Here is a 13,370-nt window from a genome sequence, read left to right as displayed (position 1 = left end):
TTTATGAATATTCGGGCCGGATGCCTATTTGACAGCGGCCGGGTCTGCCAGCAAACTCCAGTATTGTACTGAATGTTCAGCACAATTACGGAAGTGTTGCAGGCCGGATACGGACATCCGGCCCAGGATTTCCAGGAGACCAGGATGTCGTACCCGACTGCCATTGCCGCAGCCGCCGCCGCGCTGGCTGCAGCCGCCATCAGCCTTGCCGGCACCGCCGGCGCCGCACCTGCCCCGGCCACCGCGGGCAATCCCGCCACCGATGCCACCGCCCGTGCCAATGCGGCCGTGCTGCAACAGCTGCCGTTCCAGGACCGGCGTGACTTCGAGGCCGCGCGCCGTGGCTTTATCGGCACGCTGGATAACACCGAGATCCGCGATGCCAAGGGCAATGTGGTTTGGGCGCTGGCCCCCTATGGCTTCCTCAAGCAAGACCGGGCGCCGGCCACCGTGAACCCCAGCCTGTGGCGCCAGGCGCAGCTGAACATGCACAACGGGCTGTTCCAGGTGACGGATCGGATCTACCAGATCCGTGGCTTCGATATCGCCAACATGACGATCATCGAGGGCGATACCGGCCTGATCGTGATCGACCCGCTGACAGCGATGGAGACCTCGCGCGCCGGCCTCGACCTGTACTTCAAGCACCGGCCCAGGAAGCCCGTGGTCGCGGTGATCTATACGCACAGCCATGGCGACCACTTCGGTGGGGTCAAGGGCGTCGTCAGCGAAGACGACGTCAAGGCCGGGCGGGTCAAGGTGCTGGCCCCGGAAGGTTTCATGGAAGAGGCCGTCAGCGAGAACGTCTTCGCCGGCAACGCCATGAGCCGGCGCGCGCAGTACATGTATGGCTTCAACCTGCCGCGCTCGGCAACCGGGCAGGTGGATGCGGGGCTGGGCAAGGGGGTGGCGCACGGCACGCTGACGCTGATCCCGCCGACGGACCTGATCCACAAGACCGGCGAGACGCGCACCATCGATGGTGTGCAGATCGAATTCCTGATGGCGCCGGGCACCGAGGCCCCGGCCGAGATGCTGATGTACTTCCCGCAGTGGAAGGCACTGTGCGCCGCCGAGGACGCCACCCACAACCTGCACAACCTGTACACCATCCGCGGCGCCCAGGTGCGCGACGCCAACCAGTGGTGGCGCGCGCTGGACGAGACCATCGACCGCTTCGGCGGCCGCACCGAGGTCCTGTTCGCCCAGCACCACTGGCCTACCTGGGGCCGCCAGGACATCGTCACTTACCTGGGCAAGCAGCGCGACGGCTACAAGTACATCCATGACCAATCGCTGCGGCTGGCCAACATGGGCTATGTGCCGGCCGAGATCGCCGAGCGCGTGAAGCTGCCGCCGTCGCTGGCCGCCGAATGGCATCTGCGCGACTACTACGGCACCGTCAGCCACAACGCCAAGGCGGTATACCAACGCTACCTCGGCTGGTATGACGCCAACCCTGCCAACCTGAACCCGCTGCCGCCGGAAGAGGCGGGCAAGCGCTATGTCGAATTCATGGGCGGCGCGGCGCGCGTGCTGGAGCAGGCGCGTGCGGCGTATGCGCGTGGCGAATACCGCTGGGTGGCCGAGGTGGTCAAGCACGTGGTCTTTGCCGATCCGTCCAACCAGGCTGCCCGCCGGCTGGAAGCCGACGCGCTGGAGCAGCTCGGCTATCAGGCCGAATCCTCGCCCTGGCGCAATGCCTACCTGACCGGTGCCGCCGAACTGCGCAGCGGCCCGCCCCAGGCCGGCCGCCGCGCCGGCAGCCCGGACGTGCTGCGCGCCATGACCGACACCATGTTCCTGGACTACCTGGCGATCAGCCTGAATGGCGACCGCGCCGCGGGCAAGACGCTGGCGCTGAACTGGGTACAGCCGGACACCGGCAAGCGCTTTGCGCTGACGGTGGAGAACGGCGTGTTCCGCTACAAGCCCGACGCGCAGCACGCGTCCCCGCAGGCCACGCTTACCATGCCGCGCGCCGTGCTGATGGGCGTGCTGGCCGGCCAGACCACACTGCAGGCCGAGACCCAGGCGGGCCGCGCCCGTGTGGACGGCGACCCGCAGGCGCTGGCGACGTGGACGGCGCTGATGGACAAGTCCGAGCCGAACTTCAGCATCGTGACACCCTAACCGCACCGAGATGGGGCAGGCGCGCGGCCACTGTTGCGTGTCCGCCCTATAAAACCGCTCTTGCCTGAGGGTTTTTTCCTGCGCGCGGCATAAACCGTTGTGCGGATGCCTCGGTGAACGGCCCTGAGAGCCGCTCCCATGCTGGTTTCTTAGTGGTTAACCCTCCCTTTAGGGGGCGTCCTCTACGAATCAGTGTCATCGGTGAAACAGTCGTGCTCCGGCTGGCCGGATAATGCACACGGCAGTAACCGAAAGAGGAGTAAGAGGATTATGAAATCGACCTATAAGAAGATGCTGGCGGCAGGCGCTGTCATGGCGCTGGCCGGAGCCGCACACGCGCAGTCCGCCGGCAGCAATATCGTCAGTCTGGGCTGGTTCCGCGTGATGCCGAACAGCTCCGCCGATCCGCTGACTGTCGACAGCATCAACGGCCGCCCGGTCGGCATGACCCGGCCGAACACCGGCGCGGAGATCGAATCTGCCGACACGCTGGGCCTGGCCTTCACGCACTTCTTCACCGACAACATCTCCGGTGAAATCGTCGCGGGCATTCCGCCCAAGCATGACGTCAAGGGCACCGGCAACTATGCCCAGTATGGCAAGCTCGGTTCGGTCAAGCAGTGGAGCCCGGCGCTGCTGGTCAAGTACCACTTCTTCGACGCCAAGACCAGGTTCCGTCCCTATGTCGGCATCGGCGTGAACTACACCTGGTTCACCGACGAGACCATCACCAACCAGAACTTCGTGAACCGCGAATTCTTGCCGGGTGCGCGCATGACCGCCAGCGCCAAGCCGTCGTGGAACCCGGTCTTCAACATCGGCGCCAACTACGCCATCAACGACAACTGGTTCGTCGGCCTGTCGGTCTCGTACGTGCCGCTGTCGACCCGCGCGTCCTTCACCACGCAGGCGGGCCCGGTAACGATCCAGTCACACACCAAGATCAAGATCGATCCGGTGGTGACCTTCCTGAACGTGGGCTACCGCTTCTGAGCGCGGCACACTGACGGCAGAAAGGGCACCCGGGGGTGCCCTTTCTTGTTGGCGCCGGCTGCGGTGGCCAGCTTACGCCACCGACTTGACCGGATAGCCGGCCTCTTCGATGGCATCGCGCAGGGCCTCTGGGTCGGCGCTGCTCTCGACGCGTACGGCCTGGGCGGGCACATCCGCGCTGACACGCGCGGCCGGGTCAACCGCCTGTACGGCACGCGTGATGGCGCCCACGCAGTGGTTGCACGACATGCCTTCGACCTGGAACTGGATCATGGTGGGACTCTCCTGAACGGGATGAGACGGGCGGCGGGTGCCGCGACAGATGCAGTTTGAACCTTCCCATGGTGGGAAGCGCAAGAGGAATTTGTTGGCGCCGATGTGACGGTAACACCCTGTGCATCCGGCCTTGACCTTCCAATGATGGTAAGGTCCATGATGCTGACATCGACACTGTGGATGACTCAGGACCCATGCCAAATTCCAGCGCTGTGCTCGCTTCACAACCTGTCCGGCCGGCTGACCGGCCGGCCGACGAAATGCCCGAATGGCGCCTGCCGGTCGACGGCATGACCTGCGCCTCATGCGTGCGCCGCGTGGAGAACGCGCTGGCCCGGGTGCCGGGCGTGCGCGACGTGGCCGTCAACCTGGCAACTGAAGCCGCAACGCTGCGCGCCGACTCGGGCGCGGTGCTGCCGGCCGCCGCCCGTGCCGTGGCCGATGCCGGCTACACGGTGCCGCAGGACACCATCGAACTGAATATTGCCGACATGACCTGCGCCTCATGCGTGTCCCGGGTCGAAAAGGCGCTGCGCGCCGTGCCGGGCGTGATGGAGGCGCAGGTCAACCTGGCGACCGAGCGCGCCAGCGTCACGCTGCTGCGCGGCGCGGCGGATACTGCGGCGCTGGTGGCCGCGGTCGCGCGCGCCGGCTATGGTGCGACGCCGGTGGCCGATGCCGCATCGCAGGCGCCGCAGGCCGCGCAGGGCACTGCCTTCTGGGATGGCCCCTGGCCGGTGGCGATCTCGGCGGCGCTGTCGCTGCCGCTGGTGGCACCCATGGTGCTGGAATGGCTCGGCGTGCACTGGATGCTGCCGGCATGGGTGCAGTGGCTGCTGGCCACGCCGGTGCAGTTCGTGTTCGGCTGGCGCTTCTACAAGGCTGGCTGGAAGGCGGTGCGCGCCGGCGCCGGCAATATGGATTTGCTGGTGGCGCTGGGCACGACGGCGGCCTATGGGCTGTCGCTGTGGCTGATGTGGCGCACGCCGGCCGACGCCATGCCGCACCTGTACTTCGAAAGCGCGGCGGTGGTGATCACGCTGGTGCGCCTGGGCAAGTGGCTGGAGACCCGCGCCAAGCGCCAGACCGCCGATGCCATCCGCGCGCTCGCGGCGCTGCGTCCCGATACTGCCCGCGTGCGCCGCGGCGGCGTGGAGCAGAGCGTGCCGCTGGCGGCGGTGCGCGTGGGCGACGAGGTGGTGGTGCGCCCCGGCGAGCGCATCCCGGTGGACGCCGAGGTGATCGAAGGCAACAGCCACGCGGACGAATCGATGCTGACCGGTGAAAGCGTCCCGGTGCCGAAGAAGCCCGGCGACCGCATCACCGGCGGCGCCATCAATTTCGAAGGGCTGCTGGTTGCGCGCACCGAGGCGGTGGGCGCCGAGACCGTGCTGGCACGCATCATCCGCATGGTCGAGCACGCACAGGCGGCCAAGGCGCCGATCCAGCGCATGGTCGACCAGGTCAGCGCGGTGTTCGTGCCGGTGGTGCTGGGCATCGCGCTGCTGACGGTGCTGGGCTGGGGCCTCTTTGCCGGCGACTGGGAAACCGCATTGCTCAACGCGGTGGCGGTGCTGGTGATCGCCTGCCCGTGCGCGCTGGGCCTGGCCACGCCCACGGCAATCATGGCCGGCACCGGCGCCGGCGCGCGCGCCGGCATCCTGATCAAGGATGCCGAGGCACTGGAGGTGGCGCACCGCGTCAGCGTGGTGGCATTCGACAAGACCGGCACGCTCACGGTGGGCAAGCCGGAAGTGGTGGCGCTGCATGCGGCCGATCCCGCCGATGCCGACGGCAGCGCGCTGCTGGCGCGGCTGGCCGCGCTGCAGGCCGGCAGCGAGCATCCGCTGGCCCGCGCCGTGCTGGCCGCAGCGCAGGCGCGCGGCATTGCCGCGCCGCAGGCCACGGAAGTGCAGGCCCTGCCAGGCCGCGGCATTGCCGGCGTGGTGGACGGCCAGGCGCTGCAACTGGGCAGCGAGCGCCTGCGTGAGGCGCTGGGCGCAGCGGCAGGCACGCTGGCAACGCTGGCGGAGCAGTTGCGCGCGGACGGCCGTACCGTGTCGTGGCTGGTCGAAACCACGCTGCCGCGCGTGGCCGGGCTGGTCGCGTTCGGCGATGCCATCAAGCCGGGCGCGCCGGCGGCGATCGCCAGGCTGCGCGCGGCCGGTGTGCGCACCGTGATGCTGACCGGCGACAATGCCGGCGCGGCGGCGCGCGTGGCGCAGGCGCTGGGGCTGGACGACGTGCAGGCCGAGGTGCTGCCCGAGGACAAGGCTGCCCGGGTGCAGGCGCTGGGGCGCGATGGCGCGGTGGTGGCGATGGTGGGCGACGGCATCAACGATGCGCCGGCGCTGGCGGCGGCGGATGTGGGCATTGCCATGTCGACCGGCACCGACGTGGCCATGCACGCCGCCGGCATCACGCTGATGCGCGGCGACCCGGCGCTGGTGGCCGATGCGCTGGCGGTCTCGCACCGCACCGTGCGCAAGATCCGGCAGAACCTGTTCTGGGCTTTTTTCTACAACGTAGTAGGCATTCCGCTGGCAGCGGCCGGGTTGCTGAATCCGGTGGTGGCGGGTGCGGCGATGGCTTTTTCCAGTGTCAGTGTGGTCAGCAATGCGCTGCTGCTGCGCCGCTGGCGTCCGCAGGCCGGGGCTGCCACGGCACAGGGAGGCGAGCGATGAATATCGGCGAAGCGGCGCAGGCGTCGGGCGTGTCGGCCAAGATGATCCGGCACTATGAATCGATCGGGCTGGTGGCGGCACCGCCGCGCACCGAGGGCGGCTACCGTCGCTATGACGAACGCGCGGTGCACAACTTGCGCTTCGTGCGGCGCGCCCGTAATCTGGGATTCTCGCTCGACGAAATCCGCAACCTGCTGTCGCTTTGGCATGACCGCGGCCGCGCCAGTGCCGACGTCAAGGCGCTGACGCTGCGGCATGTGGCCGACCTTGAGCTGCGCATCGCTGAACTGGCCGCCATGCGCGACACGCTGCGCGAGCTGGCGCAGCACTGCAGCGGCGACGATCGGCCGGATTGCCCGATCCTCGCCGATATGGCGCAGCCGGAAGCGCAGGGCAGGCTTGCCTGCCACGGTTGAGCGGGACAGAGTGCAAGGCAGGCAGCAGGCAGCACCACAAAGAATAACGACAGCCGGCGCCAGCCTTTTGCTGGCGCTCCGTGCCGGGAGGAGACTTGCGCGAATGGAACAACCGATGACGGACGATCCTGCTATTGCCGGTGTTGCCGGCATGCCTGCCGATACCCCAGCCGGCACGCACGCGCCGGTACAGAGCCGCCAGCGCATGCGCGACGGCACCGAGCTGCTGCTGCGCACCTGGCAGCCCGATCCGGCGCGCTTTGCCGAGCCGCTCGGCTCGGTGCTGCTGGTGCATGGGCTTGCCGAGCATGCCGGACGCTACCAGCATGTGGCCGATGTGCTGTGCGGGCTGGGCCTGCGCGTGCGCGCGCACGACCTGCGCGGCCATGGCGCCAGCGGCGGCGCGCGCATGGTGGCGGACCATCAGGATGCCTACCTCGACGACCTCGCCGAGATCTACGATGCCGCGGTGCCGGGCTGGAACGAGTTGCCGATCCTGCTCGGCCACAGCATGGGCGGGATGATCGCGGCGCGCTTTGCCACCGCGCGCGTGCGCCCGGTGCGCGCGCTGGTGCTGTCCTCGCCTGCGCTGGCGCTGCGCCTGTCGGGCCCGATGCTGGCGCTGCACCGCGTGCTGCTGGCGCTGGCGCCGCGGCTGCGCGTGCCCAATCCGATCGATGCGCGGCTCTTGTCGCACGATCCCGCCGTGGTGGCCGCCTACCGCTCAGACCCGCTGGTGCAGACCACCATCACCGCCAGCGTACTGGAGAGCTTTATCCGCGGCATGGCGCAGGCGCAGGCCGATGCCGCGCTGCTGGAGGCCCCCATGCTGATGCTGGTCGGCGGCGCCGACCGCGTGGTGGACCCGGCCGGCAGCCGCAGCTTCTTCGACCACGCGCCGCCGGAGTTGCGCGAACAGGTCTGGTTCGAGCACGGCTACCACGAGATCTTCAATGAAGCGCAGCCGCTGCGCGGCGAAGTGTTCGCGGCGCTGACCGGCTGGCTGCAGCGTCACCTGCAGCAGCAGGGACACTAAGTCCGGAACACCGACTCGGCCACGCCGAACACTGCCGCGACGACCGGGTCGTCGCGGCGCGTGGCCAGGCATACCAGCGTCAGCTCGGTCTGCACCGAGACCCCTTCAACGATCACCAGCCCGTGCGCATGCGATTCGCGCAGCGCGATCGCGTCGCGCACCAGCGACAGCCCCACGCCGGAGCGCACCAGGTCCAGCATCGAAGCCTCCTGGTCGACATGCGCCACCTTGGGCACGCCGGCCGGGTCGACGCCGGCCTGCGCAAAGCGCGCGGACAAGAGCCGGTTGTGTGCCGATTCGGGCGGCGTCCAGATCCACGGCAGCGTTGCCAACTGCGCCCATGAGCGCAGCGCGGTGCGCTCTTTCCAGCCCTTCGGTGCCACCACATAGTAGGAGAACGGCGTCAGCGTCAGCGCATGGAAGCCGGCGTCAGGCGGCTGGCCCAGGTAGAAGCCCACGTCGAGCGCGCCGCTGCGTACCTGTTGCAGCACCCAGCCCGACATGCCGTGGCGCAGTTCTGTGCCGATCTGAGGGTGGCGTTCCACCAGCGTGCGCAGCATCGGGCCCAGCCGCGTGAATTCCGGATCGAGGATGGTGCCGATCGCCAGCCGGCCGCGCACGGTGTGATGCATCGCGCTGACGGTGTGCTGCAGGTCGCCCACGCCGTCGAGGATGCGTTCGGCCAGCGGCAGCAGTGCGGCGCCGTCGGCGGTCAGCGTCAGGCCCGCGGCAGTGCGCTCGAACAGCCGGATGCGCCACGCCGATTGCAGCGCCTTCAACTGCAGGCTGACTGCGGGCTGGGTCAGGTGCAGCCGCTGCGCGGCGCGGGTCAGGTTGCCCTCGCGCGCGACGGCAACGAAGGCGCGCAGGTGGTGGAGGTCCAAGGCAGTGTCGGGGCGAAAGGTGGCACAGGGGCGAGGCGTGGTGCGGCGCAATATTTTGCGCGGCTTATATTGCGATTGACGATAAATCATTGGACGGGGCCGCGCAACTGCACCAAGCTTGCGCTCAATACGGCCCGGCACGCCTTGTGCGGCGCGGCATCGATGCCAGTGCGAGACTGGAGGATGTTTGCGCCAGCGTCTTCACCAGACGCAAAGATCGGGCGAGCCGCATGCCGTCAGCGACCCAGCATTCAGGAGCGGAAGTGGAAGACATCCTTGCAGAAGCCAGCGCGGTGCAGACCATCATCGGCCATAGCATCGCAGGCCGGCAGACACGCGGCGCATCGCAGCGTCTGGCCGATATCTATAACCCCGCCACCGGCGAAGTCGCCGCGCGCGTGGCACTGGCCACCGCGCAGGACGTGGCCGACGCCGTCGCCGCCGCCCATGCCGCATTCCCCGCCTGGGCCGACACCCCGCCGCTGCGCCGCGCGCGCATCCTGTTCAAGTTCAAGGAACTGCTCGACCAGCACCACGACGACCTGGCCGCGCTGATCACGCGCGAGCACGGCAAGGTGTTCTCGGACGCCAGGGGCGAAGTCACGCGCGGCATCGAGGTGGTGGAATTCGCTTGCGGCATCCCCAACCTGCTCAAGACCGACTTCACCGACAACATCGGCGGCGGCATCGATAACTGGAACCTGCGCCAGCCTCTGGGCGTGGTGGCCGGCATCACGCCGTTCAACTTCCCGGTGATGGTGCCGATGTGGATGTTCCCGGTGGCGCTGGCGTGCGGCAATACCTTCGTGCTGAAGCCGTCGGAACGTGATCCGTCGCCGAGCCTGCTGATTGCCGACCTGCTGCGCCAGGCTGGTTTGCCCGATGGCGTGTTCAATGTCGTGCAGGGCGACAAGGAAGCGGTCGATGCACTGCTGGCGCATCCGGATGTGCAGGCGCTGTCGTTCGTCGGTTCGACGCCGATTGCCGAGTACATCTATACGGAAGGCACCAAACACGGCAAGCGCGTGCAGGCATTGGGCGGCGCCAAGAACCACCTGGTGGTGATGCCCGATGCCGATCTCGACCAGGCGGTCGATGCGCTGATCGGTGCCGCGTATGGTTCTGCCGGCGAACGCTGCATGGCGATCTCGGTCGCCGTAGCGGTGGGCGATGTCGCTGACAAGCTCGTGCCGCGGCTCGCCGAGCGCGCCAGCTCGCTGAAGATCCGCAACGGCATGGAGTCCGACGCCGAAATGGGTCCGCTGGTGACCGCTGCGCACAAGGCGAAGGTGGAGGGCTATATCGCCAAGGGCGTGGAAGAGGGCGCGACGCTGGTCACCGATGGCCGCGGTCATACCGTACCCGGCCATGAGAACGGCTTCTATGTCGGCGGCACGCTGTTCGACCACGTCAAGCCGGATATGACGATCTACAAGGAAGAGATCTTCGGCCCGGTGCTGTCGGTAGTGCGCGTGCATGACTTTGCCGAAGCGGTGGCGCTGATCAATGCGCATGAATTCGGCAACGGCGTGTCGTGCTACACCAGCGACGGCGGCATCGCGCGTGCGTTCGCGCGGCAGATCCAGATCGGCATGGTCGGCATCAATGTGCCGATCCCGGTGCCGATGGCGTGGCATTCTTTCGGTGGCTGGAAGCGATCGCTGTTCGGCGACCATCACGCCTATGGCGAAGAGGGTGTGCGCTTCTACACGCGCTACAAGAGCGTGATGCAGCGTTGGCCGGATTCGATCGCCAAGGGCGCCGAGTTCACCATGCCGGTGGCGAAATAAGCGGCAACTATGATGACAAGAACAGCGATGGAGACATTCGACTACATCATCGTGGGGGCCGGTTCGGCAGGCTGTGTCCTGGCCAACCGCCTGACGCAGGATGCGGACGTCAGCGTGCTGCTGCTGGAGGCCGGCGGCAAGGACGACTACCACTGGATCCATATCCCGGTGGGCTACCTGTACTGCATCGGCAACCCGCGCACCGACTGGCTCTATCGCACCGAGGCCGAGGCCGGCCTGAACGGCCGCTCACTCGGCTATCCGCGCGGGCGCGTGCTGGGCGGTTGCTCGTCGATCAACGGCATGATCTATATGCGCGGCCAGCGCGAGGATTATGACGAGTGGGCGCGGCTCACCGGTGATGCTGGCTGGCGCTGGGACAATGTGCTGCCGTTGTTCAAGCGCAGCGAGGACCACCACCGCGGCCCGAGCGAATTCCATGGCGCCGGCGGCGAATGGCGCGTGGAAGGCCAGCGCCTGCGCTGGGACATCCTGGAGCGCTTTGCCGATGCCGCCGAAGAGGCGGGGATTCCGCGCACGGAGGACTTCAACCGCGGCGACAACTTCGGCGTCGGCTATTTCGAAGTGAACCAGCGCCGCGGCATCCGCTGGAACACGGCCAAGGCCTTCCTGCGGCGTGCGTCGGAGCGTCCCAACCTGACCATTGTCACCGGGGCGCAGGTGAGCGGGCTGACCTTCGACGGGCGCCGCTGCACCGGCGTGAACTATATCGGCGGCGGCCGGCCGCACACGGTGGCGGCCACGCAGGAAGTGATCCTCGCCGCGGGCGCGGTCAATACGCCGCAGCTGCTGGAGCTGTCGGGCATCGGCCAGGCCGAGCGCCTGCAAGCGCTGGGTATCCCGGTGCGCCATGCGCTCGCCGGCGTGGGCGAGAACCTGCAGGACCACCTGCAACTGCGCTCGGTGGTGAAGGTCAGCGGCGTGCGCACGCTCAACACGCGCGCCGCGAGCCTGTGGGGCAAGTTCTGCATCGGCGTGCAGTACGCCTTCAACCAGAGCGGGCCGATGAGCATGGCGCCGTCGCAGCTGGGTGCCTTTGCGCGCTCGGACCCGGCGCAGGCGCGGCCGAACGTGGAGTACCACGTGCAACCCTTGTCGCTGGACAAGTTCGGCGACCCGCTGCATGCGTTCAACGCCTTTACCGCGAGTGCCTGCAACCTGCGGCCGACCTCGCGCGGCAGCGTGCATGTCGGCAGCGCGGATTTCCGCCAGGCGCCGGTGATCGCGCCCAATTACCTGGCGACCGACGAGGATCGGAAAGTCGCGGCCGACTCCATCCGGCTCACGCGCCGCATCGTGGCGTCGCCGGCGCTGGCACCGTTCCAGCCCGAGGAATGGCTGCCGGGCCCGGCATTCCAGACCGACGAACAGCTGGCCGAAGCGGCCGGCAATATCGGCACCACCATCTTCCATCCGGTGGGCACCTGCAAGATGGGCCGCGCCGACGACCCGATGGCCGTGGTCGACCATCGCCTGCGCGTGCTGGGTATCGATGGCCTGCGCGTGGTCGATGCCTCGGTGATGCCGCTGATCACATCGGGCAACACCAATTCGCCGACCATCATGATCGCCGAGCGCGCCAGCGACCTGATCCGCGAAGACCGCCGGCAGGGCCTGGCGGCGGCGGAAGTATTGGTGCAACCGGCGCCGGCGGCAGCCGCTGCAGGCGCCTGACATGAGCGCGCCACGGGTCGCGGGCGGGGCCGTGACCGAGTGGCGCAGCCTGCTCATGTGCGCTTGCAAAAAAACTGACACTTGGTTCATGTTTCATAGTGCAAACCCCGATGTTTTGCGATGCAACAGGCGCACACAATAGACGCCTCACAGGGTGCGTCGGCAGCACATCGAAGCCATCGCCGCAACCTGCGCGGGAGCCGCCCCGCACCAATACAGAAAGCCGCAGGCAGGGCCGCAAGCACGGCCAGCCTGGCGGAACAAGCGGCAGCAAGGGCCTACAAGGCCGGTTCGGACCATTGTCAGTGCCGGGCATCACCCCGGCAGTTCAGCAAGAGGGCGGGCAGGAGACATGAACCAGCAGGAAACCATCCTGGAAACGCGGAACCTCACCAAGGAGTTCAAGGGGTTCACGGCGGTGAGCGACGTCAACCTGCAGGTGCGCCGCGGGTCGATCCATGCGTTGATCGGGCCCAACGGCGCGGGCAAGACGACTTGCTTCAACCTGCTCACCAAGTTCCTGGAGCCGACCACCGGCACCATCCTTTTCAACGGCATCGACATCACCCGTGAAAAGCCCGCGCAGATCGCGCGGCGCGGCGTGATCCGTTCGTTCCAGATCTCGGCGGTATTCCCGCACCTGACGGTGATGGAGAACGTGCGCATCGGGCTGCAGCGCCAGCTTGGCACGGCGTACCAGTTCTGGCGCAGCGAGCGCTCGCTGGACGTGCTTAATGACCGCGCCATGGAGCTGCTAGAGCAGGTCGGCCTGACCGAGTTCGCGCAGACGCTGACGGTGAACCTGCCGTACGGCCGCAAGCGCGCGCTGGAGATCGCCACCACGCTGGCGATGGAGCCCGAGCTGATGCTGCTCGACGAGCCCACGCAGGGCATGGGCCACGAAGACGTGGACCGCGTCACGCAGCTGATCAGGAAGGTCTCGGCGGGCCGCACCATCCTGATGGTGGAACACAACATGAGCGTGGTCTCGTCGATCGCTGACAAGATCACCGTGCTGCAGCGTGGCGCGATCCTGGCCGAAGGCCCGTATGCCGAAGTGTCCAGGGATCCGCGCGTGATGGAGGCCTACATGGGCACCGTCGACGCGGAACTGCAGGGCGCGCACTGAGAGGGCCGGGGAACGATATGACTTCATTGAACACACCCGCCAACACACCCGCGCTCGAGATCAAGGACCTGCACGCCTGGTACGGCGAATCGCACATCCTTCACGGCGTTGACCTGACCGTGAACCACGGCGAAGTGGTCACGCTGCTGGGCCGCAACGGCGCTGGCCGCACCACCACGCTGCGCGCGATCATGGGACTGACCGGCGCGCGCAAGGGCTCGATCAAGGTCAATGGCCACGAGACCATCAGCCTGCCCACGCACAAGATCGCGCACTACGGCATTGGCTATTGCCCCGAAGAGCGGGCGATCTTCTCCAGCCTCTCATGCGAAGA

The 13,370-nt window shown here is 67.6% G+C and carries 11 protein-coding genes; 9 read left to right on the top strand and 2 right to left on the bottom strand.

What is annotated here, in order from left to right:
- The first annotated feature begins 144 nt into the window (after positions 1–144).
- Together AC3WQZ_RS09620 and AC3WQZ_RS09615 are read left to right on the top strand one after the other, a co-directional pair.
- Complete coding sequence (locus tag AC3WQZ_RS09620) at positions 145–2,133, top strand: alkyl/aryl-sulfatase (RefSeq protein WP_492300416.1); 1,989 nt, start codon at positions 145–147, stop codon at positions 2,131–2,133.
- Positions 2,134–2,403: 270 nt separating this feature from the next.
- Complete coding sequence (locus AC3WQZ_RS09615; protein ID WP_010811296.1) at positions 2,404–3,126, top strand: OmpW/AlkL family protein; 723 nt, start codon at positions 2,404–2,406, stop codon at positions 3,124–3,126.
- A gap of 72 nt (positions 3,127–3,198) precedes the next feature.
- Here AC3WQZ_RS09615 and AC3WQZ_RS09610 read toward each other — a convergent pair whose 3' ends face one another.
- On the bottom strand, positions 3,199–3,399 hold the full coding sequence (locus AC3WQZ_RS09610; protein ID WP_010811295.1) for a heavy-metal-associated domain-containing protein: 201 nt from the start codon (positions 3,397–3,399) through the stop codon (positions 3,199–3,201).
- 197 nt (positions 3,400–3,596) lie between these two features.
- On the opposite strand from AC3WQZ_RS09610, the gene AC3WQZ_RS09605 reads away from it, so the two are divergent.
- The 3 genes from AC3WQZ_RS09605 (at position 3,597) to AC3WQZ_RS09595 (ending at position 7,538) form a co-directional block, all read left to right on the top strand.
- Positions 3,597–6,086: a heavy metal translocating P-type ATPase gene (locus AC3WQZ_RS09605; RefSeq protein ID WP_492300415.1), complete on the top strand. Its 2,490-nt coding sequence runs from the start codon at positions 3,597–3,599 to the stop codon at positions 6,084–6,086.
- A complete protein-coding gene (gene cueR / locus AC3WQZ_RS09600; protein ID WP_010811293.1) occupies positions 6,083–6,502 on the top strand; it encodes a Cu(I)-responsive transcriptional regulator in 420 nt (139 codons plus the stop codon). Before AC3WQZ_RS09605 ends, cueR begins: the two co-directional genes overlap by 4 nt.
- 103 nt (positions 6,503–6,605) lie before the next feature.
- Positions 6,606–7,538: an alpha/beta hydrolase gene (locus AC3WQZ_RS09595; protein WP_010811292.1), complete on the top strand. Its 933-nt coding sequence runs from the start codon at positions 6,606–6,608 to the stop codon at positions 7,536–7,538.
- On the opposite strand, the gene AC3WQZ_RS09590 is transcribed toward AC3WQZ_RS09595, so the two are convergent.
- The gene (locus tag AC3WQZ_RS09590) at positions 7,535–8,422 is read right to left on the bottom strand and encodes a LysR family transcriptional regulator (RefSeq protein WP_010811291.1); all 888 of its coding nucleotides are present in this window, start codon (positions 8,420–8,422) and stop codon (positions 7,535–7,537) included. The genes AC3WQZ_RS09595 and AC3WQZ_RS09590 overlap by 4 nt on opposite strands.
- Positions 8,423–8,652: 230 nt before the next feature.
- On the opposite strand from AC3WQZ_RS09590, the gene AC3WQZ_RS09585 reads away from it, so the two are divergent.
- The 4 genes from AC3WQZ_RS09585 to AC3WQZ_RS09570 all read left to right on the top strand — a co-directional run.
- The gene (locus tag AC3WQZ_RS09585; RefSeq protein ID WP_492300413.1) at positions 8,653–10,212 is read left to right on the top strand and encodes a CoA-acylating methylmalonate-semialdehyde dehydrogenase; all 1,560 of its coding nucleotides are present in this window, start codon (positions 8,653–8,655) and stop codon (positions 10,210–10,212) included.
- A gap of 27 nt (positions 10,213–10,239) precedes the next feature.
- Positions 10,240–11,907 (top strand): GMC family oxidoreductase, encoded by a 1,668-nt coding sequence (locus tag AC3WQZ_RS09580; protein WP_010811289.1) that lies wholly within the window; start codon positions 10,240–10,242, stop codon positions 11,905–11,907.
- A gap of 352 nt (positions 11,908–12,259) precedes the next feature.
- Positions 12,260–13,036 (top strand): ABC transporter ATP-binding protein, encoded by a 777-nt coding sequence (locus AC3WQZ_RS09575; protein WP_010811288.1) that lies wholly within the window; start codon positions 12,260–12,262, stop codon positions 13,034–13,036.
- A gap of 17 nt (positions 13,037–13,053) precedes the next feature.
- Positions 13,054–13,370, top strand: a 317-nt coding sequence (locus AC3WQZ_RS09570) for an ATP-binding cassette domain-containing protein (RefSeq protein ID WP_492300412.1), incomplete at its 3' end; no start/stop codon positions are given.

This window comes from Cupriavidus sp. FW305-26 (assembly GCF_058787975.1).
The sequence above is the reverse complement of the archived record's forward strand: the minus strand, read 5'-3'. Positions and strand labels throughout refer to the sequence as shown.

Coding starts and splice junctions, on each gene's coding strand:
- AC3WQZ_RS09615 (WP_010811296.1), top strand. CDS start 2,404: ATGAAATCGACCTATAAGAAGATGCTGGCGGCAGGCGCTGTCATGGCG.
- AC3WQZ_RS09575 (WP_010811288.1), top strand. CDS start 12,260: ATGAACCAGCAGGAAACCATCCTGGAAACGCGGAACCTCACCAAGGAG.
- AC3WQZ_RS09610 (WP_010811295.1), bottom strand. CDS start 3,399: ATGATCCAGTTCCAGGTCGAAGGCATGTCGTGCAACCACTGCGTGGGC.
- AC3WQZ_RS09595 (WP_010811292.1), top strand. CDS start 6,606: ATGGAACAACCGATGACGGACGATCCTGCTATTGCCGGTGTTGCCGGC.
- AC3WQZ_RS09585 (WP_492300413.1), top strand. CDS start 8,653: ATGCCGTCAGCGACCCAGCATTCAGGAGCGGAAGTGGAAGACATCCTT.
- cueR (WP_010811293.1), top strand. CDS start 6,083: ATGAATATCGGCGAAGCGGCGCAGGCGTCGGGCGTGTCGGCCAAGATG.
- AC3WQZ_RS09580 (WP_010811289.1), top strand. CDS start 10,240: ATGGAGACATTCGACTACATCATCGTGGGGGCCGGTTCGGCAGGCTGT.
- AC3WQZ_RS09605 (WP_492300415.1), top strand. CDS start 3,597: ATGCCAAATTCCAGCGCTGTGCTCGCTTCACAACCTGTCCGGCCGGCT.
- AC3WQZ_RS09620 (WP_492300416.1), top strand. CDS start 145: ATGTCGTACCCGACTGCCATTGCCGCAGCCGCCGCCGCGCTGGCTGCA.